At 73.8% G+C, this 25,075-nt stretch carries 26 protein-coding genes; 6 read left to right on the plus strand and 20 right to left on the minus strand.

The window, feature by feature from the left end:
• Positions 1-24 precede the first annotated feature (24 nt).
• Positions 25-756 carry a 3-oxoacyl-ACP reductase FabG gene (gene fabG, locus GPA02_RS01175; RefSeq protein WP_156198002.1) on the minus strand — a complete coding sequence of 244 codons (732 nt, stop codon included), beginning with the start codon at positions 754-756 and terminating at the stop codon, positions 25-27.
• Between the two features lie 102 nt (positions 757-858).
• On the opposite strand from fabG, the gene GPA02_RS01180 reads away from it, so the two are divergent.
• From GPA02_RS01180 to GPA02_RS01190, 3 genes are read left to right on the plus strand one after another with little or no spacing between them, the layout of a single operon-like run.
• A complete protein-coding gene (locus GPA02_RS01180) occupies positions 859-1,137 on the plus strand; it encodes a DUF3099 domain-containing protein (protein WP_240133806.1) in 279 nt (92 codons plus the stop codon).
• Positions 1,134-1,337 carry a hypothetical protein gene (locus GPA02_RS01185; RefSeq protein WP_156198003.1) on the plus strand — a complete coding sequence of 68 codons (204 nt, stop codon included), beginning with the start codon at positions 1,134-1,136 and terminating at the stop codon, positions 1,335-1,337. Before GPA02_RS01180 ends, GPA02_RS01185 begins: the two co-directional genes overlap by 4 nt.
• Positions 1,334-2,203 (plus strand): SURF1 family protein, encoded by an 870-nt coding sequence (locus GPA02_RS01190; RefSeq protein ID WP_156198004.1) that lies wholly within the window; start codon positions 1,334-1,336, stop codon positions 2,201-2,203. The genes GPA02_RS01185 and GPA02_RS01190 overlap by 4 nt, the downstream gene beginning before the upstream one ends.
• Here the strand turns inward: GPA02_RS01190 and abc-f are convergent.
• Positions 2,176-3,774 (minus strand): ribosomal protection-like ABC-F family protein, encoded by a 1,599-nt coding sequence (gene abc-f, locus GPA02_RS01195; RefSeq protein WP_156198005.1) that lies wholly within the window; start codon positions 3,772-3,774, stop codon positions 2,176-2,178. The genes GPA02_RS01190 and abc-f overlap by 28 nt on opposite strands.
• A gap of 84 nt (positions 3,775-3,858) precedes the next feature.
• Here abc-f and ypfJ point away from each other — a divergent pair, with 84 nt between their 5' ends.
• Together ypfJ and GPA02_RS01205 are read left to right on the plus strand one after the other, a co-directional pair.
• Complete coding sequence (ypfJ, locus tag GPA02_RS01200) at positions 3,859-4,740, plus strand: KPN_02809 family neutral zinc metallopeptidase (protein ID WP_156198006.1); 882 nt, start codon at positions 3,859-3,861, stop codon at positions 4,738-4,740.
• A gap of 49 nt (positions 4,741-4,789) precedes the next feature.
• Entirely contained in the window at positions 4,790-5,590 is an 801-nt protein-coding gene (locus GPA02_RS01205) for a DUF4282 domain-containing protein (protein WP_156198007.1), read from the plus strand.
• A 34-nt stretch (positions 5,591-5,624) separates the two neighbouring features.
• On the opposite strand, the gene GPA02_RS01210 is transcribed toward GPA02_RS01205, so the two are convergent.
• Genes GPA02_RS01210 through GPA02_RS01245 form a run of 8 tightly spaced genes read right to left on the minus strand, consistent with a single transcriptional unit; the run spans position 5,625 to position 12,318 of the window.
• Positions 5,625-6,002 (minus strand): metal-sulfur cluster assembly factor, encoded by a 378-nt coding sequence (locus GPA02_RS01210; protein ID WP_156198008.1) that lies wholly within the window; start codon positions 6,000-6,002, stop codon positions 5,625-5,627.
• 4 nt (positions 6,003-6,006) lie between these two features.
• Positions 6,007-6,471 (minus strand): Fe-S cluster assembly sulfur transfer protein SufU, encoded by a 465-nt coding sequence (gene sufU / locus GPA02_RS01215; protein ID WP_170296817.1) that lies wholly within the window; start codon positions 6,469-6,471, stop codon positions 6,007-6,009.
• Positions 6,468-7,745 (minus strand): SufS family cysteine desulfurase, encoded by a 1,278-nt coding sequence (locus GPA02_RS01220; protein WP_156198009.1) that lies wholly within the window; start codon positions 7,743-7,745, stop codon positions 6,468-6,470. Before GPA02_RS01220 ends, sufU begins: the two co-directional genes overlap by 4 nt.
• A gap of 1 nt (position 7,746) precedes the next feature.
• A complete protein-coding gene (gene sufC / locus GPA02_RS01225; RefSeq protein ID WP_156198010.1) occupies positions 7,747-8,502 on the minus strand; it encodes a Fe-S cluster assembly ATPase SufC in 756 nt (251 codons plus the stop codon).
• 17 nt (positions 8,503-8,519) lie between these two features.
• Positions 8,520-8,870, minus strand: a complete 351-nt coding sequence (locus GPA02_RS01230; protein WP_156198011.1) for a non-heme iron oxygenase ferredoxin subunit — start codon at positions 8,868-8,870, stop codon at positions 8,520-8,522.
• Positions 8,867-10,117: a Fe-S cluster assembly protein SufD gene (gene sufD / locus GPA02_RS01235; RefSeq protein WP_156198012.1), complete on the minus strand. Its 1,251-nt coding sequence runs from the start codon at positions 10,115-10,117 to the stop codon at positions 8,867-8,869. The genes GPA02_RS01230 and sufD overlap by 4 nt, the downstream gene beginning before the upstream one ends.
• A complete protein-coding gene (gene sufB / locus GPA02_RS01240; RefSeq protein ID WP_156198013.1) occupies positions 10,117-11,574 on the minus strand; it encodes a Fe-S cluster assembly protein SufB in 1,458 nt (485 codons plus the stop codon). The genes sufD and sufB overlap by 1 nt, the downstream gene beginning before the upstream one ends.
• The gene (locus GPA02_RS01245) at positions 11,575-12,318 is read right to left on the minus strand and encodes a helix-turn-helix transcriptional regulator (RefSeq protein ID WP_156198147.1); all 744 of its coding nucleotides are present in this window, start codon (positions 12,316-12,318) and stop codon (positions 11,575-11,577) included.
• Positions 12,319-12,501: 183 nt separating this feature from the next.
• Here GPA02_RS01245 and GPA02_RS01250 point away from each other — a divergent pair, with 183 nt between their 5' ends.
• Entirely contained in the window at positions 12,502-13,449 is a 948-nt protein-coding gene (locus tag GPA02_RS01250; RefSeq protein WP_240133807.1) for a COX15/CtaA family protein, read from the plus strand.
• Between the two features lie 21 nt (positions 13,450-13,470).
• Here GPA02_RS01250 and GPA02_RS01255 read toward each other — a convergent pair whose 3' ends face one another.
• From GPA02_RS01255 to GPA02_RS01300, 10 genes are read right to left on the minus strand one after another with little or no spacing between them, the layout of a single operon-like run.
• Positions 13,471-14,097 (minus strand): NUDIX domain-containing protein, encoded by a 627-nt coding sequence (locus tag GPA02_RS01255; protein WP_156198015.1) that lies wholly within the window; start codon positions 14,095-14,097, stop codon positions 13,471-13,473.
• On the minus strand, positions 14,094-15,806 hold the full coding sequence (locus tag GPA02_RS01260) for a CTP synthase (protein WP_156198148.1): 1,713 nt from the start codon (positions 15,804-15,806) through the stop codon (positions 14,094-14,096). Before GPA02_RS01260 ends, GPA02_RS01255 begins: the two co-directional genes overlap by 4 nt.
• A 9-nt stretch (positions 15,807-15,815) precedes the next feature.
• Positions 15,816-16,895 (minus strand): glycosyltransferase family 4 protein, encoded by a 1,080-nt coding sequence (locus GPA02_RS01265; protein WP_156198016.1) that lies wholly within the window; start codon positions 16,893-16,895, stop codon positions 15,816-15,818.
• A complete protein-coding gene (gene murJ, locus GPA02_RS01270; protein WP_156198017.1) occupies positions 16,888-18,528 on the minus strand; it encodes a murein biosynthesis integral membrane protein MurJ in 1,641 nt (546 codons plus the stop codon). Before murJ ends, GPA02_RS01265 begins: the two co-directional genes overlap by 8 nt.
• Positions 18,525-19,373 carry a hypothetical protein gene (locus GPA02_RS01275; protein WP_156198018.1) on the minus strand — a complete coding sequence of 283 codons (849 nt, stop codon included), beginning with the start codon at positions 19,371-19,373 and terminating at the stop codon, positions 18,525-18,527. Before GPA02_RS01275 ends, murJ begins: the two co-directional genes overlap by 4 nt.
• Positions 19,370-20,455, minus strand: a complete 1,086-nt coding sequence (locus GPA02_RS01280; protein WP_156198019.1) for a copper transporter — start codon at positions 20,453-20,455, stop codon at positions 19,370-19,372. The genes GPA02_RS01275 and GPA02_RS01280 overlap by 4 nt, the downstream gene beginning before the upstream one ends.
• Before the next feature lie 33 nt (positions 20,456-20,488).
• Positions 20,489-21,682 carry a putative cytokinetic ring protein SteA gene (gene steA, locus GPA02_RS01285; protein ID WP_156198020.1) on the minus strand — a complete coding sequence of 398 codons (1,194 nt, stop codon included), beginning with the start codon at positions 21,680-21,682 and terminating at the stop codon, positions 20,489-20,491.
• 5 nt (positions 21,683-21,687) lie between these two features.
• The gene (recN, locus tag GPA02_RS01290) at positions 21,688-23,415 is read right to left on the minus strand and encodes a DNA repair protein RecN (protein ID WP_156198021.1); all 1,728 of its coding nucleotides are present in this window, start codon (positions 23,413-23,415) and stop codon (positions 21,688-21,690) included.
• Positions 23,412-24,248, minus strand: a complete 837-nt coding sequence (locus GPA02_RS01295; protein ID WP_156198022.1) for an NAD kinase — start codon at positions 24,246-24,248, stop codon at positions 23,412-23,414. The genes recN and GPA02_RS01295 overlap by 4 nt, the downstream gene beginning before the upstream one ends.
• On the minus strand, positions 24,245-25,072 hold the full coding sequence (locus GPA02_RS01300; protein ID WP_156198023.1) for a TlyA family RNA methyltransferase: 828 nt from the start codon (positions 25,070-25,072) through the stop codon (positions 24,245-24,247). Before GPA02_RS01300 ends, GPA02_RS01295 begins: the two co-directional genes overlap by 4 nt.
• Positions 25,073-25,075 lie beyond the last annotated feature (3 nt).

A 25,075-nucleotide genomic window follows, 5' to 3' on the forward strand; every position in this document is an offset into this window, starting at 1 on the left:
TCCTTCCGTTGTTCGTCGGTTCGGTCAGTGCCCCATGCCGAGGCCGCCGTCGACCGGGATGACGGCGCCGCTGATGTAGGCGGCGTCGTCGGACGCGACGAACTCGACGGCTGCCGCGACCTCCTCCGGCTGCGCGAAGCGACCCGCGGGGATGGCGGCGCGGTACTTCTCCTGCGTGGCCTCGGGCAGCGCCTGCGTCATCGCGGTGTCGATGTAGCCGGGCGCGACGACGTTGCACGTGATGCCACGCCCGCCGAGCTCACGGGTGACCGAGCGGGCCATGCCGACCAGCGCCGCCTTCGACGAGGCGTAGTTGACCTGGCCGGGCGAGCCGTACAGCCCGACGACCGAGGAGATGAGCACGATGCGACCGTAGCGGCCGCGCACCATGTTCTTCGTCACCCGACGCACGCACCGGAACGTCCCGGTGAGGTTGACGTCGAGGACGTCGGCGAAGTCCTCGTCCGACATCCGCATGAGCAGCGTGTCCTTGGTGACACCGGCGTTGGCGACCAGCACCTGCACCGGGCCCAGCTCGGCCTCGATCGAGGCGAACGCCGTGTCGACCGCGGCGCTGTCGCGCATGTCGGCGACGGCGCCGAAGACGCCCTCGGGCAGGTCGCCGCTGCGGTAGATCGTCGCGACCTTCTCGCCGGCGGCCACGAAGCGCTCCGCGATCGCGCGCCCGATGCCCCGGTTGGCCCCCGTCACGACGACGACCCGCTGGTCCCGCCCGTTGTCTGCGGCACCGCTCACGTCGGCCCCTTCCCTCGTCGAGTCTCGGCCCGGGCACGCGGCGTCGTCCGCCCCTGCCCGCAGGCCAGGATAGGGGCCCGGACGAGGCGTAGTGTGGACCAGGTGACGGACGTCCACGCGATCACCTCGGCGGGCCGCAGCCAGAGCGACCAGCTGCACGATCGCACGCGCAACTACCTCATCTCGATGAGCATCCGCGCGGCGGCCTTCGTGGCGGCGTTCCTCACCGACGGCTGGGTGCGCTGGGCGTGCGTGCTGCTGGCGTTCGTGCTGCCGGTCGTCGCGGTCATCTTCGCGAACTCCGGGACCGAGCGTCGCAGCGTGCCGAGCAGCTACGTCGACGCGCGGGCGCTGCCGCCGGGCGAGGAGAAGCAGCGGTGAACGAGCTGGTCTGCAGCGCGAAGGGCTGCCGGGAGAACGCGGTCTGGGCGCTGCGGTGGAACAACCCGAAGCTGCACGACGCCGAGCGCCGCAAGACGTGGCTCGCGTGCCCCGACCACCGCCAGCACCTCGAGCACTTCCTCACCGCGCGCTCGTTCCTGCGCGAGACGATCCCGGTCGCGGAGCTGCCCACGGCATGACGGCGCGCTACGCCTTCCTCCGGTCACGACGCTGGGTGGGGATCGCCGTCCTCACGGTGCTCGTCGCGGCCGTGTGCGGCCTGCTCGGGTCCTGGCAGCTGGCCCGGCACGAGTACCGAGCCGAGGCGATCGCGCGGGTCGAGGCCAACCGCGACCAGCCGGCGGTGCCGCTCGCGCAGCTGCTCCCCGACCCAACGACCGAGGTCGGCGACGACCTCGAGTGGCGCACCGTGACCACCACCGGGCGCTACGTCGGCGACCCGGTGGCGCTGCCGCAGCGCGGCGTCGAGGGCGGGCCGGCCGACCACGCGCTGGCGGTGCTCGAGGTGCCCGGCCCGGACGGCGAGCGGTGGCTGCTGGCCGTCGACCGCGGCTGGTACCCGACGGACGCCTTCACCGACCCGACCGACCGCCTCGCGCTGCCCGACGGCGACCTGCAGCTGGTGCTGCGGCTGCGCCCCGCGGAGGAGCCCAGCGACCGCCAGCAGGTGCCCGGCCAGGTGCACCGGATCGCGCCCGAGCAGGTGCTCGCCGCGGCGGGCGCGACCGCCGGGCCCGGCACTCTCGTCACCACCGCCTACGCGTGGGTGGTCGAGGAGACGCCGACGACGGCGAACCCGCCGACGCCGATGACGGTGCCGTCCCCGAACTACCGCTCCAACCTGTCCTACGCGCTGCAGTGGTGGACGTTCGGGCTGCTGGCGTTCCTCGGCTACGCCGTGCTCGCACGCCGCGAGCGTGCGGCGATGGATCGCGACGAGGGCGTGGCACCCGCGCCGCCGCGGCCGCGGTCACGCCGTCGCACCGACGCCGAGATCGAGGACGCCGAGATCGAGGCTCAGGCGAGCGAGACCAGCTCGGCGTAGGAGTCGTTCCAGAGGTCCTCGTCGCCGTCCGGCAGCAGCAGCACGCGCTCCGGCTGCAGGGCCTCGACAGCACCCTCGTCGTGCGTGACGAGCACGACCGCGCCCGTGAACCCGCGCAGCGCGGCCAGGATCTCCTCGCGGCTCGCGGGGTCGAGGTTGTTGGTCGGCTCGTCGAGCAGCAGCACGTTCGCCGCCGAGACGACCAGCACCGCGAGCGCCAGCCGGGTCTTCTCGCCGCCGGAGAGCACCCGCGCGGGCTTCTCGGCGTCGTCGCCCGAGAACAGGAACGACCCGAGCACGCCACGCACCTGGGTGTCGGTGAGGTCGGGGGCGGCGCTGCGCAGGTTCTCCAGGACCGTACGCCCCATGTCGAGCGTCTCGTGCTCCTGGGCGTAGTAGCCGATCTTCAGCCCGTGGCCCGGCAGCACCTCGCCGGTGTCCGGCCGCTCGATGCCCGCGAGGATCCGCAGCAGCGTGGTCTTGCCGGCGCCGTTGAGCCCGAGCACCACGACCTTGCTGCCGCGGTCGATCGCGAGGTCGACGTCGGTGAACACCTCCTGCGAGCCGTAGGACTTGCTCAGCCCCTCGGCGCGCAGCGGCGTGCGCCCGCACGGCGCCGGGTCCGGGAACCGGAGCTTCGCGACGCGGTCGGCCACGCGCACCTCGTCGAGGTCGGTCAGCATCCGCTCGGCGCGCCGCAGCATGTTCTGGGCGGCGACGGCCTTGGTGGCCTTGGCGCGCATCTTCTCCGCCTGGGCCATCAGTGCGGACGCCTTCTTCTCGGCGTTCGCGCGCTCGCGCCGGCGCCGCCGCTCGTCGGTCTCGCGCTGCTGCAGGTAGGCGTCCCAGCCGAGGTTGTAGACGTCGAGCTCGGCGCGGGTCGCGTCCAGGTGGAAGACCGTGTTGACGGTCGCCCGCAGCAGCTCGGTGTCGTGGCTGATGACGACGAACCCGCCCGGGTAGGAGGCGAGGTAGTCGCGCAGCCACAGGATCGAGTCGGCGTCGAGGTGGTTGGTCGGCTCGTCGAGCAGCAGCGTCTCGGCGCCGCTGAAGAGGATGCGCGCGAGCTCGATCCGGCGGCGCTGACCGCCGGAGAGCGTGCGCAGCGGCTGGTCCAGGACCCGCGTGGGCAGCCCGAGGTTGGAGGTGATGCGCGCGGCCTCGCTCTCGGCGGCCCAGCCGCCCTGGGCGGTGAACTCGGCGTCGAGCCGGGCGTAGCGCTCCATCGCCCGGGTGCGCACGGCCTCGTCCTCGCTGGCCATCTGCTGCTCGGCGGTACGGATGCGGCGCATCACCTCGTCGAGCGAGCGGGCGGACAGCACGCGGTCGCGTGCCAGCACGTCGAGGTCGCCGGTGCGGGGGTCCTGCGGCAGGTACCCGACCGACCCGGTGCGGGTGATGGTGCCGCCAGTGGGCTGCGCCTCGCCGGCGAGCGCCTTGGTCAGCGTCGTCTTGCCCGCCCCGTTGCGCCCCACGAGCCCGATCCGCATGCCCGCGTCGATCCGGAACGTCGAGGGCTGCAGCAGCTGTCGGGCGCCGACGCGCAGCTCGACGTCACGGGCGGTGATCACGTGGCACGAGTCTAGGTAGCCACCGTCGCACCGACCCACGTGATAACGCTCGGGTGAGGCATCTCACGCGGCTATCGTGCCCGCATGACGTTCAACGACGACGCCAGGCTCGACGCCAGCCGGGTCCGGCGTGGTGGGCGCGGCGGCACCGGCATCGCCGTCGGCGGCGGCGCCGCGCTCGTGCTGTTCCTGCTGTCGCAGCTGCTCGGTGTCGACCTCACAGGGCTGGCCCCGACGACCGGCGAGCCCGTCGAGCAGGGCACCGACACCAGCCTCGCGGAGGAGTGCCGCACGGGCGCGGACGCGAACGAGAACGTCGACTGCCGGATGGTCGGCGCGTACAACTCGCTGGACGACTACTGGGCGACGGCGTTCCCGCGTCTGGGCGGGCAGTACGTCTCCCCCGGCATGTACCTGGAGAGCGGCCAGTGGCAGACCGGCTGCGGCACCGCGTCGAGCGCGATGGGGCCGTTCTACTGCCCGCCCGACCAGAGCATCTACCTGGACACGGCCTTCTTCGACGTGCTCACCAGCCAGCTCGGCGCCGAGGGCGGCCCGCTGGCCGAGATGTACGTCATCGCCCACGAGTGGGGCCACCACGTCCAGAACCTCTCCGGCACGATGGACAGGCTCGACCGCAGCGAGACCGGGCCGACGTCGGACGGCGTGCGGCTGGAGCTGCAGGCGGACTGCTTCGCCGGTGCGTGGGCGCAGAACGCGCAGGGCACCGAGGACGCCGCCGGCGTGACGCTGCTGGAGGAGTTCACGCAGGCGCAGCTCGCGAGCGCGATGGACGCCGCGGCGGCTGTCGGCGACGACCACATCCAGAGCTCGCAGGGCGGTCGCGTGAACCCCGAGCAGTGGACGCACGGCTCCTCCGAGCAGCGGCAGCGGTGGTTCTGGCAGGGCTACACCGACGGCCCGAGCGCGTGCGACACCTTCGGGGTCCCCGGTGGGGACCTCTGACATCCGCCCCACCTGACGCGCCCCAGGGGCTGCGTGACATGATCGACGCATGACGAACGTGCCGCAGGAGCCCGACGAGTTCCAGACCCGGATGCGCACCCCGCAGCCCGACGACACCCTGGACACCCACCGCGCAGCGGCGAACCGGGGCGCGGGCGAGCAGCCGACGGGCGGGCAGCCCTCGCCGTTCGCGCCGCCGCCGTTCGGCTCGGCCTCGCAGCCTCGTCCCGCTGCCCCGCCGCCGGGGTACGGCCCGTCGGCGCCGCCGCCGCAGCCCGGTCAGGCGCCTGGTCAGGCGCAGCAGCAGTCCTACGGGCAACCGCCGCAGGGCTTCGGCCAGCACAGCCAGCCCGCGTTCGGACAGGGCGCCCAGGGTTACGGCCAGCCCAATCAGCCCGGTCAGCAGCCGGGGTTCGACCAGCAGCCCGGCTTCGGGCAGCAGCCCGGCTACCCGCAGCAGGCGCCGCAGGGCTGGGGGCCGCCGCAGCAGCAGCCGCGCGACCCGAACCCGCTCAAGGCGGCCTTCGACCTCTCGTTCCGCGACTACGCCACGCCCGGCATCGTCAAGGTGCTGTACGTGCTGGGCATCGTGATGGCGGGCCTGTGGTACCTCGGCACGGTCATCGGGGCGTTCGCGGCGTTCGCACCGAGCCGCGACATCGGTTTCGGCGTCGAGGTCCCCGGCACCCCGGTCCCCGGCATCCTGGCGCTGCTGCTGGCCTGGATCCCCGCCGCGTTCTTCGTGCTGCTGCTGCGGATGGCGCTGGAGATGGTGCTCTCGAGCGTGCGCACCGCTGCCGACGTGCGGGTGCTGCGCGAGCGCAGCGACGCCGACGCCGCCGACGACTGACTGTCGGCGGGCGCGGCGCGCTCAGCGGCTCGGCTCAGACGTTGAAGCCGAGCGCGCGCAGCTGCTGGCGGCCGTCCTCGGTGATCTTGTCCGGGCCCCACGGCGGCATCCACACCCAGTTGATGCGCTGACCGTTCGTGATGCCGTCGAGCGCCTGCGCGGCCTGGTCCTCGATGACGTCGGTGAGCGGGCACGCGGCCGACGTGAGGGTCATGTCGATGACCGCCTCGCCGTCGGGCTCCATGTGCACGCCGTAGACGAGGCCGAGGTCGACGACGTTGATGCCCAGCTCTGGGTCGATGACGTCGCGCAACGCCTCCTCGACGTCGGCGACGTCGGCCACGGCGGTCGCGCCCTCCGGGGTGCCCGCAGCCTCGACCGGGGTCGGGGTGGGTTCGGTGCTCTCGGTCATGACCTCATTCTCCCTTGCTCGCCTTGATCAACGCATCCCGCAGCGCCATCCATCCCAGCAGCGCGCACTTGACGCGGGCCGGGTACTTCGACACCCCCGCGAAGGCGGCGGCGTCGCCGAGCCGCTCCTCGGTGGCGGGGTCGAGCGCGGCGCCGCGGCTGTGCATGAGGTCGTCGAACGCCGCGGCGAACGACTCGACGTCCGCGACCCCCGCACCGGTGACGACGTCGGAGAGCACCGACGTCGACGCCTGCGAGATCGAGCAGCCCACGCCCTCCCAGGACACGTCCGCGACCCGCGTGCCGTCGTCGCTCAGCCGCACCCGCAGCCGCACCTCGTCGCCGCACGTCGGGTTGACCTGGAACGACTCCCCCGCGCCCGGCCCGGACGCGTCGCCGCGCAGCCCGTGGCCGTGCCGCTCGCGCGCGTGGTCGAGGATGAGCTGCTGGTAGAGCTGCTCCATGCTCATCGGGCGCCCGCCCCGAAGAACGTCCGCACCCGGCCCAGCGCCTCGACGAAGGCGTCGACGTCGGCCTCGGAGGTGTACACGCCGGCCGACGCGCGCGCCGATGCGGCCACGCCCAGCCGGCGGTGCAGCGGCTGCGCGCAGTGGTGGCCCACCCGGACCGCGACCCCGGCGTCGTCGAGCAGCTGCCCGACGTCGTGCGGGTGCACGCCGTCGACGGCGAACGCGACCGTCGCCAGCCGGTCCTCGGCGGTGCTCGGCCCGAGCACCCGGACCCCCGGGACCTGGGCGACGCCGTCGAGCAGCCGCTGCGCGAGCGCCGCCTCGTGCGCGGCGACCGCGTCCATGCCCAGCTCGCCGAGGTACTCCACGGCGGCGCGCAGCCCGACGGTCTGCGCGACCATCTGGGTGCCGGCCTCGAAGCGCTGCGGCGGCGGCGCGTAGGTGGTCTCGGTCATCGTGACGACCTCGACCATCGAGCCGCCGGTGAGCACGGGGGGCATCGCCTCGAGCAGCTCGCGACGACCGTAGAGCGCCCCCACGCCGGTGGGGCCGAGCATCTTGTGGCCCGAGAAGGCGGCGAAGTCGACGTCGAGCGCGTGCAGGTCGACCGGCAGGTGCGGCACGCTCTGGCAGGCGTCGAGCACCACCAGCGCGCCGACCGCGTGCGCGGCGGCCACGACCTCGGCGACCGGGCTGATCGCGCCCGTGACGTTCGAGGCGTGCGTGAGCGCGACCACGCGCGTGCGCTCGCCGATGACGTCGAGCGTCCCGAGGTCCAGCCGGCCCTCGTCGGTCAGCCCCAGCCAGCGCAGCGTCGCCCCGGTGCGCGCGCACAGCTCCTGCCACGGCACGAGGTTCGCGTGGTGCTCGGCCTCGGTGACGACGACCTCGTCACCCGGGCCGAGCCGGAACCGGCGCGCGGCGTCGCCGCCACGCCCCGCGGTGGCGTTGGAGAACGCGTACGCGACGAGGTTGATCGCCTCGGTGGCGTTCTTCGTCCACACCAGCTCACCGGGTGCGACCCCGACGAAGCCGGCGACGGCGGCCCGGGCGGCCTCGTAGGCCTCGGTCGCCTCCTCCGCGAGCGCGTGCGCGCCGCGGTGCACCGCGGCGTTGCGCCGCTCGTAGAAGTCCTGCTCGGCGTCGAGGACGCACTGGGGCTTCTGCGACGTCGCCGCGGTGTCCAGGTAGACGAGCGGACGGCCGTCGCGCACGGTGCGCGCCAGCAGCGGGAAGTCCGCCCTGACGGCGCTCAGCTCGGCGGCCGTCAGCACGTCAGGCCTTCGCGAGGAACCGGTCGTAGCCCTCGGCCTCGAGCTGCTCGGCGAGCTCGGGACCGCCCTGCTCGGCGACCTTGCCGTCGACGAACACGTGCACGTGGTCGGGCTTGATGTACTGCAGGATCCGCGTGTAGTGCGTGATCAGGAGGACGCCGACATCGGTCGTGCTGCGGGCCTTGTTGACGCCCTCGGACACGATGCGCAGCGCGTCGACGTCGAGGCCGGAGTCGGTCTCGTCGAGGATCGCGAAGCGCGGCTTGAGCAGCTGCATCTGCAGGATCTCGTGGCGCTTCTTCTCACCGCCGGAGAAGCCCTCGTTGACGCTGCGCTCGGCGAACGCCGGGTCGATGCGCAGGTCGTCCATCGCCTCGCGGACCTCGCCGACCCACTGCCGCAGCGCGGGGGCCTTGCCGTCGATGGCGGTGCGCGCGGTGCGCAGGAAGTTCGAGACGCTCACACCCGGCACCTCGACCGGGTACTGCATCGCGAGGAACAGGCCCGCCCGAGCGCGCTCGTCGACGCTCATCTCGAGCACCTCCTCGCCGTCGAGCAGCACCGAGCCCTGGGTCACCTGGTACTTCGGGTGGCCGGCGATCGAGTACGCCAGCGTCGACTTGCCCGAGCCGTTGGGCCCCATGATCGCGTGGGTCTCGCCGCTGTTGATCGTCAGGTCGACACCGCGCAGGATCTGCTTGGGACCCTCCGGGGTCTCCACGGTGACGTGCAGGTCGGAAATCGTCAGGTTCGACATCTGTCGGTTCTTTTCTCTCAGTTCAGGGTCGCGTTGATCTGGACGTCGACGTCGACGAGCACGTCGTCGCCGTCGTACGTGACGGGGTAGGTCGGCACCGGCCGGGTCGCCGGCAGCCCGGTCGGCCGGCCGGTGCGCAGGTCGAAGGTCGAGCCGTGCAGCCAGCACTCGAGCGTGGTGCCCTCGACCTCCCCCTCCGACAGCGAGACCTGACCGTGGGAGCACACGTCGTTGATCGCGTAGTACTCGCCGTCCTCGGCGCGCACGAGCGCCACCTCCACGAGCGAGCCGTCGGGACCGTCGAGCTCCAGCCGCAGGGTCTCGCCGGGCTCGAGGTCCTCGCGCGAGGCGACGACCTGGGCCGTCATGCGTCGACCTCGGCCCCGGCCGTCTGCATGGCGATCTCGAGCTCGGCCTCGATCGCGGCGAGCATGCGCTCACCGACGACGTCGACGCCGATCCGCCCGATCATCTCGGCGAAGAAGCCGCGGAGCACCAGCCGGCGCGCGGCCTCCTCAGGGATGCCGCGAGCGCGCAGGTAGAACAGCTGCTCGTCGTCGAAGCGACCCGTCGCCGAGGCGTGCCCGGCGCCCTCGATCTCACCGGTCTCGATCTCGAGGTTCGGCACCGAGTCCGCGCGGGCGCCGTCGGTCAGCACCAGGTTGCGGTTGAGCTCGTAGGTGTCGATGCCCTCGGCCTCGGGCCGGATGAGGACGTTGCCGATCCACACGCTGTGCGCGCCGTCGCCCTGCAGCGCGCCCTTGTAGAGCACGTCGCTGCGGGTCTTGGGCTCGTTGTGGTCGACGAACAGGCGGTGCTCGATGTGCTGCCCGGCGTCGGCGAAGTAGAGGCCGAGCAGCTCGGCCGACCCGCCGGGGCCGTCGTAGACCGCGGTGGTGTCGTGGCGCACCAGGTCGCCGCCGAAGGACACCGAGACGTGCTTGAGCTCGGCGTCGCGACCGACGACGGCGTGCGCGTTGCTGTGGTGCACCGCGTCGGGCTGCCAGTCCTGGTACGAGACGAACGTCAGCGCCGCACCGTCGCCCAGCACGATCTCGACGTTCTCGGCGTAGGTGGCGCTGCCCTCGAAGAACACGACGACGCTCGCGCGGGCGTTCGCGCCGACGGTCACCAGCAGGTGACCCGCGACCGCCTCGCTGCCGCCGTCACCGGTGAGGGTGACGACCAGCGGCTCGGCGACCTCGGTGCCCGCGGGCACGTCGATCGTCATGACCTTCTCGGTCGCGGCCCAGGCGCGGGCGCTCACGCGGTCGATCGGCACGTAGCCCGACAGCCCGCGACGCGACTCGGCGACCGGCACGATCTGGACCGTCACGCCGTCGACGCCCCTGACGTCGGCGGTCACGCCCTCGCCGCGCAGCGGCGCGTCCTGCAGCAGGCCGCGCAGGCGGCGCAGCGGGGTGAACCGCCACTCCTCCTCGCGCCCGGTCGGCACCTCGAACGCCTCGGGGTCCGTCGAGGCGAACCGGTCGGCGTAGCTGGTGCCCGGCGACGTGCGCACGCCGTGGCTGTGGGCGGCGTCGGCGGACGCGCGCGAGTGATCGGTGGACAGTCCGGTGGTCTCGACCGGGCTGTCCGTGGTGTCGGTGGTCATCAGCCGACGGCCCCTTCCATCTGCAGCTCGATGAGGCGGTTGAGCTCGAGGGCGTACTCCATGGGCAGCTCGCGCGCGATGGGCTCGACGAACCCGCGCACGATCATGGCCATCGCCTCGGTCTCCTCCATGCCTCGGGACATGAGGTAGAACAGCTGGTCCTCGCTCACCTTCGAGACGGTCGCCTCGTGACCCATCTCGACGTCGTCCTCGCGGACGTCGACGTAGGGGTAGGTGTCGGACCGGGAGATCGTGTCCACGAGCAGCGCGTCGCAGAGCACGTTCGACTTGCTCGCCTCGGCGCCCTCGAGCACCTGCACGAGGCCGCGGTAGGAGGCGCGACCACCGCCGCGGGCCACCGACTTCGACACGATCGAGCTCGACGTGCGCGGCGCCATGTGCACCATCTTCGAGCCGGTGTCCTGGTGCTGCCCCTCGCCGGCGAAGGCGATCGAGAGCGTCTCGCCACGGGCGTGCTCGCCCATGAGGTAGACCGCCGGGTACTTCATCGTCACCTTGGAGCCGATGTTGCCGTCGATCCACTCCATGGTGCCGCCCTCGGCGACGGTGGAGCGCTTGGTCACCAGGTTGTAGACGTTGTTCGACCAGTTCTGGATGGTCGTGTAGCGCACGCGGGCGTTCTTCTTCACGACGATCTCGACGACGGCCGAGTGCAGCGAGTCGCTCGAGTAGATCGGCGCCGTGCAGCCCTCGACGTAGTGCACGTAGGAGCCCTCGTCGGCGATGATCAGCGTCCGCTCGAACTGGCCCATGTTCTCGGTGTTGATCCGGAAGTAGGCCTGGAGCGGGATCTCGACGTGCACGCCCGGCGGCACGTAGACGAACGAGCCGCCCGACCACACCGCGGTGTTGAGCGCAGCGAACTTATTGTCGCCCGCCGGGATCACCGAGCCGAAGTACTCCTCGAAGATCTCCGGGTGCTCGCGCAGGCCGGTGTCGGTGTCCATGAAGATGACACCCTGCCGCTCGAGCTCTTCGTTGATCTGGTGGTACACCACCTCGGACTCGTACTGGGCCGCGACGCCGGCCACGAGGCGCTGCTTCTCCGCCTCCGGGATGCCGAGCCTGTCGTAGGTGTTCTTGATGTCCTCCGGAAGCTCCTCCCAGCTGGTGGCCTGCTTCTCGGTGGTGCGGACGAAGTACTTGATCTGATCGAAGTCGATGCCGGAGAGGTCGGCGCCCCAGGTCGGCATCGGCTTGCGCTCGAACATCCGCAGACCCTTGAGGCGCTGGTTGAGCATCCACTCCGACTCGTTCTTGAGCGCGGAGATGTTGCGCACGACCTGCTCGGACAGACCGCGCTCGGCGCTGGCGCCGTAGACGTCGGGGTCGTGCCAGCCGAACGTGTAGTTGCCGATCGAGGCGATCGTCTCGTCCTGCGTCAGCGGCCGGTCGACCGGCTCCGCCGCGGTGGCGGCCTGTGGCTCGACAGTCATTCAGCTGTCCTTCCGGGTCGGGATCTTCAGAGGGATGTGGGTCGTGCAGACGTGCCCGCCGGTGGCCAGGGTGGCCAGCCGTTGGACGTGCACGCCGAGCAGGTCGGAGAAGGCGCGGGTCTCCGCCTCGCACAGCTCGTTGTAGGCCTCGGCGACGTCGAGCACCGGGCAGTGGCCCTGGCACACCTGCACCGCGATGCCACCCGGCATCGGACGCGCGGTGGCAGCGTAGCCGTCCTCGGCGAGCAGTCGCGCCAGCGTCTGGGCACGCGCGGCGAAGTCGTCCCCGGCGGCCTCGATCGCGGGGGCGTAGCGGGCGCGCATCTCCTCCGAGCGCGCCTGCGCGAAGGCGGTGATGCCCTCGGGCCCCAGCGCCTGCTTGATCTGCGCGAGCGCCGCCAGCGCGGCCTGCGCGTAGGCAGTGCCGAGGTGGGAGTGCGCGGAGGCGGCCGCGACGTACTTGCGCGCGGGGCGGCCGCGGCCACGCTTGGTGACCGGGACGTCGTCGCGCGCCTCGACCTGCCCCTCGGTCTCCAGCGTGATGAGGTGGCGACGGACGGCGGCGGAGGTCAGCGTGAGGCGGCGCGCCAGCTCGGCGGCGCTGATCGGGCCGAGCTCGACGATCAGCCGCAGCACCCGGTCGCGCGTGGTCGCCTCGTCGTGGCTCTCGACGCTCTCGGCCGGTGCACGGCCGGTGGCGAGCGCGTCCTCGGTGGCGGTCGGGTTCGGGGCAGCGGTTGGCATCGTCAAGCGCACTCCCTCCTCACGGCTCAGGGGTGGCGACCGACCGGCCGCGACGAGCCCCTGATTTAGACAACATTCTCCGTTGTCTAAATGGTTCCCGCAAGCAAGGCGACCCTAAGTGAGACGCGTCACGCGGCCGCTCGCGCGGCGGCTGCAGGCCGTCGCGCGGGCTACCGTAGGGGGGTGTCGGACGCCCTGCTCCGGCGCCTCACCGGCGCCGCCGTGATCGCCAACCTGGTCGGCCAGGTCCTCATCGTCGTCACAGGCGGTGCCGTGCGGCTGACCGGCTCGGGGCTGGGTTGCTCGACGTGGCCGCAGTGCGAGCCCGGCAGCTTCACGCCGGTGTTCCACGAGGCGATGGGGATGCACGTCTTCGTCGAGTTCGGCAACCGGATGATCGGCGTGCTGCTGGGCCTGGTGGGGATCGCGCTGGCGGTGCTCACGACGCTCGCCGTGCGTCGGCTGGGTCGCTCCGAGGACGTGAGCTGGCTCGCCTACGGCGTGCTGGTCGGTGTCGTGCTGCAGGGCGTCGTCGGCGGCGTCTCGGTGCGGCTGGACCTGCACCCCGGCATCGTCGGCTCGCACTTCCTGCTCTCGGGCGCGCTGCTGGTGCTGTCCACGCTGCTCGCCGTGCGGTGGTTCGAGGGCGACGGCGCCCGTCGGCTGCTCGGCGGTCGCACGCTGCGCTCGGTGGCCGCGGTCGTCGCCCTGCTGGCCGTCCTGGTCGTCGTGCTCGGCGTCGTCGTCACCGGCGCGGGGCCGCACTCGGGCGACGACGAGGTGGGCTACCGGTTCGCCGTCGACCCCTACCTGGTGGCGCGCATGCACGCCGCGGCGGTGTGGCTGCTCCTCGTGACGCAGGTGGCGCTGCTCGTGGCCGCCGCCCGCACCCGCCCGGTGCTGCCGGCGCTGCGCCGCTGGAGCCTGGTGCTGCTCGCGGTCACGCTCGCCCAGGGCCTGATCGGGTACGTGCAGTTCTTCACCGGGCTGCCGGAGCTGCTCGTCGGCGCCCACATGCTCGGCGCGGCCCTCCTCATCGTCGCCACCACCCGCACGGTGCTCACGCTGCGCACGCGCGAGCCGGAGGTCGTCGAGCAGCCGCGCCGGCCGGCGGCCGCGACGGCGGACTGAGCCGGGCGCCGTCGGGTCGGGCTAGCGCACCCAGGCGGCGTCGGCGGGCCGCAGCGGGGCCCAGCCCTGCGCCTGCGCCGCCTGCGCGGCGAGCAGCCCGGCGACCGCGCTCGGGTTGTGCACCGCGCCGCCCAGCACCAGCTGCACCGCGTCGCGCAGCGGCACCCACGCGGTCCGCATGCCCAGCTCCTCCTCCGACCTCGTGTGCCGCGCGTCCTCGGGGACATCGGCGAGGTCGCGCGCGAGGAACACGCGCAGCGCCTCGTCGGAGCCGCCCGGCGAGGTGTAGTAGTCGACGAGGGTGTCCCAGCGCCCCGCGGTGAGGTCGGCCTCCTCGGCGAGCTCGCGGCGAGCAGCGTCGACGAGCGGCTCACCCGGCACGTCGAGCAGCCCGGCGGGCACCTCCCACAGGTAGGCGCGCACGGGGTGGCGGTACTGCCGCAGCAGCAGCACGCGCCCCTGCTCGTCGAGCGCGACGACGGCGACCGCGCCGGGGTGCCGGACGAACTCGCGCGTCACGCGGCCGCCCTCGCCGAGGTCGACCGTCTCGCTCACGAGGTCGAGCACGCGCCCCTCGTGGAGCACGCGGGACTCCGAGACCGGCAGCGCGACCGGCTCGTCGGCGACCGGGGGCTCCCCCGCCGTCACTGCTCGACGGCGTGCGCCGCCGGCGGCACCTCGAGCAGCCGGGACTCGCGCTGGCGCGCGAGCGCCGCGGCGACCAGCCCGTCGAAGAGCGGGTGGGCCCGCGTCGGGCGCGACTTGAACTCCGGGTGCGCCTGCGTGGCGATGTAGTACGGGTGCTGCTCGCGGTCGAGCTCGACGAACTCCACGAGCGAGGAGTCGGGCGAGCGCCCGGAGATCAGCAGCCCGGCCTCGGCGAGCGAGTCGCGATAGGCGTTGTTCACCTCGTAGCGGTGACGGTGCCGCTCGCTGACCTTCTCGGTGCCGTACACCTCGGCCGCGAGCGAGCCCGGCTCGAGGACGGCCTCGTAGCGGCCCAGCCGCATGGTGCCGCCCAGGTCGCCGTCGCCGCCGACGATCGCGAGCTGCTCGGCCATCGTCGCGACCACTGGGTCCGGCGTGTCCGGGTCGAACTCGGTCGAGGACGCCTTCTCCATGCCGAGCACGTTCCGGGCGAACTCGATGACCATGCACTGCAGCCCGAGGCAGATGCCGAGCGTCGGCACCTGCTGCTCGCGCGCCCAGCGCAGCGCGCCCAGCTTGCCCTCGATGCCGCGGACGCCGAAGCCGCCGGGCACCAGCACGCCGTCGACGCCGGCGAGCGCCTTGCGCGCACCCGCCTCGGTGTCGCAGTCGTCGGAGGTCACCCACCGGATCCGCACCCGGGTGTTATTGGCGAAGCCGCCCGCACGCAGGGCCTCGGTCACCGACAGGTAGGCGTCCGGCAGGTCGATGTACTTGCCGACCAGGGCGATCTCCACCTCGTCGGCGGGGTGGTGCACGCGCTCGAGCAGCGTGTGCCAGGTGTCCCACTCGACGTCGCGGAACGGCAGGTCGAGCCGCCGGATCACGTAGGCGTCGAGCCCCTCGGCGTGCAGCACCTTGGGGATCTCGTAGATGCTCGGCGCGTCGACGCAGGTGATGACCGCCTCGCGGTCGACGTCGCACATCGCCGCGATCTTGCCCTTGACGGGCTCGGGGATGTCCCGGTCGGCGCGGCACACGATCGCGTCGGGCTGGATACCGATGCTGCGCAGCGCGGCCACCGAGTGCTGGGTGGGCTTGGTCTTCAGCTCACCGCTCGGGCCCAGGTACGGCACGAGCGAGACGTGCACGAAGAAGACGTTGTCGCGGCCGATGTCCTGGCGCACCTGGCGCGCCGCCTCGAGGAACGGCTGGCTCTCGATGTCGCCGACCGTGCCGCCGATCTCGGTGATGATGACGTCCGGCGCCGGCCCGTTCGCCGGGTTCGCCTGGGCGCGCATGCGCGCCTTGATCTCGTCCGTGATGTGCGGGATCACCTGGACCGTGTCGCCCAGGTACTCGCCGCGGCGCTCCTTGGCGATGACGGTCGAGTACACGACGCCGGTCGTCACGTTCGCGCTCGCGTCGAGGTCGACGTCGAGGAAACGCTCGTAGTGGCCGATGTCGAGGTCGGTCTCGGCGCCGTCCTCGGTGACGAACACCTCACCGTGCTGGAACGGGTTCATCGTCCCGGGGTCGACGTTGAGGTACGGGTCGAGCTTCTGCATCGTGACCCGAAGCCCTCGAGCACGCAGCAGGTGCCCGAGGCTGGAGGCGGTGAGGCCCTTCCCGAGAGACGAGGCGACACCACCCGTCACGAAGATGTGCCGAGGGGAGTGACGGCCGGAACGCCGCTCAGAGGAGGTCACCACGGATTTTCACCCTATCACCGAGCGGTAGACGTCAAGGACCTGGGCCAGTGCGTCGTGCGCGCGCGGCAGCTCGGCGGCGCGCGCCCGGGCCGCCGCCCGCAGCCCCTCGGCGACCGCGGGCTCCCGCAGCACCGAGACGATCTGGGAGCACAGGCGGTCGGGATCGCCGTAGGGCACCAGCCGCGCCGCCGGGCCCGTCACCTCGCGGGTCCCGCCCACGTCGGTGGCGACGACTGCCGCGCCCGCGTGCAGCGCCTCCTGCAGCCACAGCGGCTGGCCCTCCCACTCGGCGGTGCTGACGACGACGTCGGCGCCGGCGAGCAGGTCGGGCACGTCGTCGCGGCGTCCGAGCAGCCGCACCGGGAGCGCCTCGTCGGCCACGGCCCTCTCCAGCTCGGCGCGGCGAGGGCCGTCGCCCGCGACGAGCCACACCGCGTCCGGGACCCGGTCGGCGAGCAGCGCCGCGGTGTCCAGCAGCAGGTCGAGCCCCTTCTGGGGCGCGAGCCGGGCGAGCGTGAGCACCAGCGGCGCGGTGCCGACGTCGAGCGCGTCACGGTCCAGCGGCCCCGGTGCCCGCACCGGCGCGGGCACCAGCGCCCGTGCCACGTGCGCGGCACCCATCCCCCGCATCCGGTCGACGATGTCGCCCGAGACGCCGAGCACCGCGTCCGCACGCGCGGCGACCACCCGCTCCAGCCCGGCGGCCACCGCCTGCACCGCCGGGCCGCCGACCGGGAGGTTGTGCAGCGTCACGACCAGCGGGACCGGCAGCCCGGTGAGGGCGAGCGCGGCGAGCGCGCCGGCGCGCAGCCCGTGGGCGTGCACGACGTCCGCGCGGCGCGCCAGCCCGCGCAGCGCACCGATCACGGCGGCGTCCTGGGCGCGCGGGCGGTCGGTGATGTCGACCACGTGCGAGCGGGCGCCGTGGACCCCGGGGACCACGACCTGCTCGGGACCGGCGAGGATGACGCGGTGGTCGACGGCGAGGCCCGCCGCGAGCTCACGGACGTGCCCGCGCGTGCCGCCGGTCGCCGAGCCGGCGACCTGCAGGACACGCAGCTCGGACGCCGCGGCGGCGTCAGCCATGCGCGCTCCTCATGCTGGCCAGGATCGCACGGTCGAACGTGCGCACCGCAACGAACGTCGTCAGCAGCACGACGAGAGCGCCGAGCGCGGCGGCCATCACCGTCGCGAGCATCGAGCCCTCGCCGAGCGACAGGACCGCGTCGACGCCGAGCCGGCCCACGACGCCGCCGACCGCGGCGCTGCCGGCACCGACGACGAGCGTGCGGAGGAGGCCGCGCGTGAACCCGCTGGGCATGATGCTCCGCAGCACGAGCACGACGACGACGCCGCCGACGGTCATGCCGATCGTGTGCGCGGCGCCGAGGCCGACGAGGGTCGCGACGCCGTCGCCGCCGTCGGGCGCCAGCAGCGCGACCGCGACGACGGCCGCCACGGCGGTCACCAGCCAGGCACCCGCGGTGGCGGCGACCGCGGCGCGGCTGCGGTCGAGCGCGAGCAGCATCCGGCCCGCGTGCAGCAGCAGGCCGAGCCCGACGACGCCGGGCGCCATCCAGGTGAGCGCCTCGGTCATGCCCGGGACGGGGTCGCTGCCCCCGTCGCCGGTCGCGAGCGCCCCGAACGTGGCGTGCGCGGCCGGCGCGAGGGCCACCAGCAGGCCGGCCCCCAGCAGCCCCACCGCGATCACGGTCCGGCTGGAGCGCTCGGCGAGACGCGCGAGCGCGCCCCCGACGCCGTCGGCGGACAGCTCGGCCAGGCGCGGCTGGAAGACCGTGACGAGCGGCACGGCCAGCACCGCGTACGGCAGCAGGTAGACCGCCTGCGCGTACTGGAAGACGTTGAACGTGCCCGCGACACCGCCGGACCGGGCCTGCACCATGACGACGAGCACCGCGACCTGCTGCGCGAGCACGCCGCCGACGCCTGCGGCGGCGAGGTGCCCGAGCCGGCGCGCGACCCCGGGCGGGAACGACAGCCGCGGCCGCAGCCGCACGCCGCACCGCAGCACCGGCACCAGCAGCGGCAGGCTCAGCGCGACGACACCCGCGGTCGTGCCCCACGCCAGCACCGCGAGCGCGGGGTCGGACAGCCCCGCCGGGTCGTTCTGCAGACCCTGCGCCAGCCGGCCGAACACCAGGTAGCTCGCGACCACGACGAGCGTCGAGGCGATCGGGACGATCGCCGGCGCCATGAAGCGCCGGTGCGCCTGCAGCACCCCCGTGAGCACGATGCCGACGCCGTACAGCGGCACCTGCGGCGAGAACACGACGAGGAAGTACGTCGTCAGGTCCTCGACGGCCGCCTGGTCGGCACCGGTCGGGACCGGCAGCAGACCGGCGATCGGGCGCGCCAGCAGCGCGACGGCCAGGCCGAGGGGCACCAGGACCACGAGCACCCACGTGAGCAGCGCCGAGGCGACGTCGTCGACCTCCTCGCGCAGCCGCTTGGCGACGGGCGCCGCGAGCAGCGGCACGACGACGCCTGCGAGCGCACCGCCCGCGACGACCTCGTACAGCACGTTCGGCAGCAGGTTCGCCGCCGCGTAGGCGTCGCCCGTCGCCGTGGGTCCGACGGTCGCCGACTGCACCATCCAGCGCCCGAAGCCGAGCACCCGGGATGCCACCGTGAGCACCGCGATGGCACCCGCCGCCCCGGCGACGCCGCCGAGCAGGCGCCGCAGCCGCGACCCGCTCACCCGATCCGTGCCCAGGCGTCGAGCTCGCGCAGCCCCGGGGTGGTGGCGATGACGCGGGAGAAGCTCACCTTCTCGCTCAGCAGCACGAGACCGACCGCGGTGCCGGTCGCGACCGCACGCGCGCGTGCCGAGCCGAGCAGCGCGAGGGCGGTGCCGGTGAGCGCGCCGAGCGCGTTGGCGCCGGCGTCGCCGAGCATCGTCTCCTCGCCGAGGTCGCCCTCCCACGACGCGACGACGGCGCCCAGCGCGGCGCCCGCGACGCGGCCGCTCGGCCCGGGAGCGGCCGCCGCCAGCGGCGCGCAGACGAGCCCGACGAGCTTGAGCGCGCGACCCGGGCGCAGGTCGAAGAGGTTGACGAGGTTCGCGGTCGCGGCGATCAGCACGCCCGAGCCGGCGACGTCGACGGCTCGCTCGGCCCAGCCCGGCACCGCCTCGGCAGGGGCGCCGCGCCGGCCGAACCCGGTCGCGACCGCGCTCGCCACCAGCGCGGCCGAGGAGATGCCGACCAGCTTGACGAGCCCGGTCGTGACCCGACCCTGCTGCAGTGCGCTCAGGTGCCCGCGCAGGCCCTTGGACGTCGAGTCGACGTCGGCGTCGTCGATCGCACCGAGGAGCCCCGCGGTGGTCGTGACGACCGTCGCCCCCGCGCCCGCGGCGCCGCCGCACGCCAGCGCGCCGGTCGCAGCACCCGCGGCGGTCGCGACCCCGCCGAGCAGGTCGACCTCGCGACCGCGATAGTTCGTGCGCCGCCAGCGCCACGACCCGCCGGGCTGCCGCGCCCGCAGCACCGCAGCCGCACCCGCCGTGGTCGCGGCCGCCAGCAGCGCCGTCGCGAGGCGGTTCACGACGTCGCCCCGGCGCTCGCCTCGGCGTCGTCGGGCGCCTGCGTCCCGTCGGCGTCGTCCGTGCCGCTGCTCTCGTCGCCGTCGGTGCCGTCGGTGCCGGGCTCGTCGCTCTCCTCGCCCGACGGGTCCTCCGGCGGCGGCGGGAGCGCCGGCAGCACGGCCGCCGCGCCGGGCTCGAGCCCGTAGTGGTCGACGCCGACGCCGCGCGCCGTGGCGGCGAGCACCAGCGGAGCGATCACCTGGCCGGTGACGACCTCGATCGAGTCCACGGTCGAGACCGCCTCGGCGGCGTCGGCGTCCGCGCGGACGGCGTCGACCAGGTCGGACGGGAGCGCGTCGGTGCCGGCCAGCACGGCGTTGCGGCCGGCGAACCCGGTGATCGTGTCGACCTCGAGCGCCACGACCGCCGCGACGGCGTCCGCCTCCCCCTCGGCGGGCTCGCTGGAGGCGGGCGCGACGAGCAGCACGACGTCCGCGGGCACCGAGAGCGCCTCGACCTCCTCGACGAGCTGCTCCTCGAGCAGCGTCTCGTAGATCGTGCGGGCCGACGTCGTGAACGAGGAGGAGCTCAGCGGGTCGCGCTCGGTCAGCGAGATCGCGAGCCCCTGCCCGAGCACCTGGGAGGGCGGGGTGTCGTCGGCCGGCGGGATCAGCATCTGCTCGCCGACCGCGACGGCGACCTCGTCCCGCGGGGCGGACTCCGCGGCGTCGGTCCATCGCGGCATCATGCGCACGTGCCCGACCAGCGTGCCGCCGGCCTGCGAGACCCTCTCCAGCAGCGCCTCGACCTGGGAGCCCTGCGCGCCCGGCAGCTCGACGACCGCGACGCCGGTCTCGGCCAGGGCGTCCTGCAGCAGCGTGGGCGCCGCGGCGTCGACGAACTCCACCATGTCCTCGTTGGCGGCGGCCGCCGCCTCGAGCTCGACCCGCAGCGCCTCCTTCTCCTCGCGCAGGGTCTCGATCTGGGCGGTCAGCTGCTCGCCGAGCGAGCCGCGCAGCGGCCCGGCACCCAGCACGACGCCGACGGCGAGCGCCAGGAACACCGCGATGAGCGAGACGATGTGGTAGCGGAAGTCGATCATGGGTCCTCGTACGTGACGGGCGCGGGGGCCGCGCTAGAAGATCGCGTCGAACAGGATGCGGAACCAGGACAGGATGTCGTCGATGCGCGCCAGCACGACGGCGAAGAAGGCGCGTCCCACCGGGGTGACCGCGAGCGCCGCCATCAGGGCCGCCAGCCCCGCGAGGATCAGCAGCGCGACCTGCCGGTTGGAGACGCGGTGCCGGTACAGCCGGGAGACGCCCTTGGCGTCGATGAGCTTGCCGCCCACCCGCAGCCGGGTGAGGAAGGTCGAGGCCATGCCGCTGCGGCCCTTGTCGAGGAACTCCACCAGCGTCTCGTGGGTGCCGACCGCGACGATCAGCTCCGCGCCCTTGTCGTCGGCGAGGAGCATCGCGACGTCCTCGCTGGTACCGGTGGCCGGGAACACCACGTGCGGGACGCCCAGCCGCTCCACGCGGTCCCGCCCGGGCGCGCGCCCGTCGCGGTAGCCGTGCACGACGATCTCGGCGCCCGAGGTCAGCGCCTTGTCGGAGACGGAGTCCATGTCGCCGACGATCATGTCGAGCCGCAGCCCGGCCTCGAGGATCGCGTCGGCGCCGCCGTCGACACCGATGAGCAGCGGCCGGTACTCGCGGATGTACGGCCGCAGCATCGCCAGGTCCTCCTTGTAGGAGTACCCGCGCACGACGATGAGCACGTGCCGGCCGGACATGTCCGTCGTCACGTCCGGGACGCCGATGCCGTCGAGCAGCAGCTCGCGCTCGCGCCGGATGTAGTCCATCGTGTTGGTCGCGAACGCCTCGATCTGCTCCGACAACCCGGCGCGCGCGGCCTCCATCGCCTCGGCGACGGTCTCCGGCGTCTGCCGCGTGCCCTCGGCGATCACCTCGCCGTCGGGCCCCTGCACGACGCCGCCGTCGATGCGCACGCGCGCACCCTCGGTCAGCTCCATGATCGCCGGACCGAGGTCGTCGATGAGCGGGATGCCCGCCTCGACGAGGATCTGCGGACCCACGTTCGGGTAGCGCCCCGACGTCGAGCGGGCGGCGTTGAGCACGGCGGAGGGTCCGATCGAGGCGAGCGCCTCGGCGGAGACTCGGTCGATGTCGACGTGGTCGATCACCGCCACCTCGCCCGGCTGCAGACGCTTCGTCAGCGTCTTGGTCGAGGCGTCGACACGCACGCGCCCGAGCGGGGAGTCCTCCGGCTCGCGGACGCGCTGACGTCTGTTCAGCAGCGGGGCCATCGTCGCTATCGTCGCACGTCGGCGCGTTCCGGCCGCTCGAGCAGCTCGGCCGCGTGCCGGAGCGCGGTCTCGGAGTCCTCGCCCGAGAGCATGCGCGCGAGCTCCCGCTCGCGGTCCTCGCCGGTGACGGCGTGCACGGTGGTCGTGACGCCGTCGTCGTCCGACGAGCGGCTCACGACGAGGTGGGTGTCCGCGAACGCGGCGACCTGCGCGAGATGGGTGACGACGACGACCTGGGTGTGCCGGGCGAGCTCGGCGAGCCGCCGGCCGACCTCGGTCGCGGCGCGGCCACCGATGCCGGCGTCGACCTCGTCGAACACGAAGACGGGCAGCGCGCCGTCGGCGGCGCGCCGGTCGGCCAGCGCGACCTCGAGCGCGAGCATGATGCGCGACAGCTCGCCGCCGGAGGCACCACGGGCGATCGGGCGGGGCGGCACGTCCGGGTGCGGGCTCAGCTGCAGCTCGACGTCCTCGGCGCCGTGCGGGCCGATCTCGGCGCGCGGCGTGAGCTCGACGTGCAGGTGCGCGCCGCGCATCGACAGCCCCTCGAGCTCGGCGTCCACCTGCGCCGACAGCCCCTCCGCCGCGCGGCGGCGGTTCTCGGTGACCTCGGCCGCGGCGACCTGCTCGTCGGCGACCGCCTGCGCGAGCCGCTCCTCGATCGCCTCGCGGCCGCCGCCCGGGGCCGTGAGCTCCCCCACACGGGCCCGGGCACGCTCGGCGAACGCGAGCACACCCGCCAGCGGGTCGGGGTCGTCGGCGGCGGCCTCGGCCCCGAGACCGCGCACGAGGTCGGTCAGCGCGGCGCGGCGCTCGTGCAGCGCCTCGAGCCGCGCGGGGTCGGCCTCCAGCGACGCGGCGTACGAACCGGTCTCGGTGACGACGTCGTTGACGACGTGGATCGCCTCGGTCAGCCGCTCCGCCCACGCTCCCAGCCGGGAGTCGTGGACCGCGCCGCTCTCGAGCGCCCGCCGCGCGGCCTCGAGCGCGGTGAGCGCACCCGGCACGCCGCCCTCGTCGTCGCCGTCGAGCGCGGCGCGCGCGCTGGCCGCTGCGCCGAGCAGCAGCTCGACGTTGCCGAGCCGCTCCGTCTCCTCGCGCAGCGCGTCGATCTCCCCCAGCCGGGGCTCGAGGGCGTCGATGCGCTCCAGGGCGCGCTCCAGCCGGTCGAGCTCGTCGGCACGGGAGCTGGTCTCGGCGTCCCAGCGCTCGAGCTCGGCCGCGAGCTCCCGACGGCGAAGGTGGGCCGCGGCGAGCGCGGCGAGAGCCTCCTGCTGGGCCGGTCCGGCGTAGGCGTCGAGGGCCGCGCGCTGCTCCGCCGGCGCGCGCAGCCGGATCTGGTCGGACTGCCCGTGCACGGCGACGAGCTCCGACCCCATCTCGGCGAGCACGCCGACCGGCACCGAGCGCCCGCCCAGGTGCGCACGGGAGCGCCCCTCGGCGGCGACCGTCCGGACGACGACGAGCTCGCCGTCGTCGAGCATCGCACCGGCGTCCTCGGCGATCCGCAGCGCCTCGCCGTGCACGACCAGGCGGCCCTCGACGGCGGCCTGCCGCGCGCCGGCGCGCACGGCCGAGGAGTCCGCCCGGCCACCCAGCAGGAGGCCGAGCCCGGTGAGCAGCATCGTCTTGCCGGCCCCGGTCTCACCGGTGATCGCCGTCAGACCCTCGCCGAGCTCGATCGTCGCGTCCGCGATCACCCCGAGGTCGAGCAGCCGCAGCTCGCGGATCACGAGTCACCTCGCCAGCCGGAGACGGGCAGGTCGAACTTGCGCACCAGGCGGTCGGTGAACGGCGCGGTGTGCAGGCGGGCGAGCCGGACCGGCTCGGCGCCGCGCACGACCTCGATGTGCGAGCCGGGCGGGGCGTCGATCCGCCGGCGGCCGTCGCACCAGACCTGGGCACCCGAGAAGCTGCGCGCCAGCACCTCGACCGCCATGGTCGACGTCGGCGCGACCACGAGCGGGCGCGCGAACAGCGCGTGAGCGCTCGTCGGCACGAGCAGCATCGCCTCCACGTCGGGCCACACGACCGGCCCGCCCGCGGAGAACGCGTACGCCGTCGAGCCGGTCGGGGTGGCGAGCACGACGCCGTCGCAGCCGAACGTCGACAACCCGCGCCCGTCGATGCCGATCGCGACCTCGATCATGCGGGCGCGCTCGTCCTTCTCGACGCTGGCCTCGTTGATCGCCCAGCTGCGCTCGACCGTGCCGTCGGGGCGCGACACCGTCACGTCGAGGGTCATCCGCTCCTCGACGACGTAGTCCCGCTCGACCGCGCGCCGCACGACGTCGGCGACCTCCTCGACCTCGGACTCCGCCAGGAAGCCGATGTGGCCGAGGTTGACCCCGACGAGCGGTGTGCGGCGCTCGCGCGTCACCTCGGCGGCGCGCAGGATCGTGCCGTCGCCGCCGAGCACGATCGCCAGCTCGACGTCGTGATCGGCGAGGTCGTCCTCGTGGACGGGGGCGATGCCCTGGCGGCGCAGCTCGTTCGCGACGAGCTCGGCGGCCTGCTGGGCCTCGGGGCGGGTCGGGTGCACCTGCAGGAGGATGCTGCGGCTCACGACGCCACTCCTTCCTGGGCCGGTCCGGTCTCGACGGCGTGCCGGACCACCTGGGCGGGGTCCTCGACGCCGGGCCCGCGGCGCAGGTGCACGAAGTACTCGACGTTGCCGCTCGGCCCCGGCAGCGGGCTGGCGACGGCGGCCCGCAGGCCGAGCCCCAGCGCCGCGGCGGCCTCGACGACGCCGAGCACGGCGTCGACGTGCAGCGTGGGGTCGCGCACCACGCCGCCGGCGCCGAGCCGCTCCTTGCCGACCTCGAACTGCGGCTTCACCATGAGCAGCAGGTCGGCGTCGGGGGTCGTGACGGCGGACAGCGCCGGCAGCACCAGCGTGAGCGAGATGAAGGACAGGTCGCCGACGACCAGCTCGACCGGCGGGTCGATCGTCGCCGGGTCGAGGGTGCGGATGTTGGTGCGGTCCATGACGGTGACGCGCGGGTCGTTCTGCAGCGACCACACCAGCTGGCCGTACCCGACGTCGACCGCGACGACGTGGGCGGCGCCGCGGCGCAGCAGCACGTCGGTGAAGCCGCCGGTCGAGGCTCCGGCGTCCAGCGCCCGGCGGCCCGCCACCTGCGGCGCGGCGTCGCCGAGCGCGTCGAGGGCGCCGGCGAGCTTGTGCCCGCCGCGGCTGGCGTACTCCGGGCCCGCCGGGTCGGCCTGCACCTCGACGGGCTGCGCGGGGTCGACCTGGGTGGCGGGCTTGGTCGCCGTCGTCCCGGAGACGGTCACGCGACCGGCCGCGATGAGGTCGGCGGCGTGCTGGCGCGACCGAGCCATCCCGCGACGGACCAGCTCGGCGTCCAGGCGGATTCGTCGTGCCACGCG

Source organism: Actinotalea caeni (genome assembly GCF_009733795.1).
GTDB lineage: Bacteria > Actinomycetota > Actinomycetes > Actinomycetales > Beutenbergiaceae > Pseudactinotalea > Pseudactinotalea caeni.

Excerpts from the sequence above, each read along its gene's own strand:
- GPA02_RS01190 (WP_156198004.1), top strand. The coding sequence starts at position 1,334 with ATGACGGCGCGCTACGCCTTCCTCCGGTCACGACGCTGGGTGGGGATC.
- ypfJ (WP_156198006.1), top strand. The coding sequence starts at position 3,859 with ATGACGTTCAACGACGACGCCAGGCTCGACGCCAGCCGGGTCCGGCGT.
- GPA02_RS01205 (WP_156198007.1), top strand. The coding sequence starts at position 4,790 with ATGACGAACGTGCCGCAGGAGCCCGACGAGTTCCAGACCCGGATGCGC.
- GPA02_RS01210 (WP_156198008.1), bottom strand. The coding sequence starts at position 6,002 with ATGACCGAGAGCACCGAACCCACCCCGACCCCGGTCGAGGCTGCGGGC.
- sufU (WP_170296817.1), bottom strand. The coding sequence starts at position 6,471 with ATGAGCATGGAGCAGCTCTACCAGCAGCTCATCCTCGACCACGCGCGC.
- sufC (WP_156198010.1), bottom strand. The coding sequence starts at position 8,502 with ATGTCGAACCTGACGATTTCCGACCTGCACGTCACCGTGGAGACCCCG.
- GPA02_RS01230 (WP_156198011.1), bottom strand. The coding sequence starts at position 8,870 with ATGACGGCCCAGGTCGTCGCCTCGCGCGAGGACCTCGAGCCCGGCGAG.
- sufD (WP_156198012.1), bottom strand. The coding sequence starts at position 10,117 with ATGACCACCGACACCACGGACAGCCCGGTCGAGACCACCGGACTGTCC.
- sufB (WP_156198013.1), bottom strand. The coding sequence starts at position 11,574 with ATGACTGTCGAGCCACAGGCCGCCACCGCGGCGGAGCCGGTCGACCGG.
- GPA02_RS01245 (WP_156198147.1), bottom strand. The coding sequence starts at position 12,318 with ATGCCAACCGCTGCCCCGAACCCGACCGCCACCGAGGACGCGCTCGCC.
- GPA02_RS01265 (WP_156198016.1), bottom strand. The coding sequence starts at position 16,895 with ATGGCTGACGCCGCCGCGGCGTCCGAGCTGCGTGTCCTGCAGGTCGCC.
- GPA02_RS01280 (WP_156198019.1), bottom strand. The coding sequence starts at position 20,455 with ATGATCGACTTCCGCTACCACATCGTCTCGCTCATCGCGGTGTTCCTG.
- steA (WP_156198020.1), bottom strand. The coding sequence starts at position 21,682 with ATGGCCCCGCTGCTGAACAGACGTCAGCGCGTCCGCGAGCCGGAGGAC.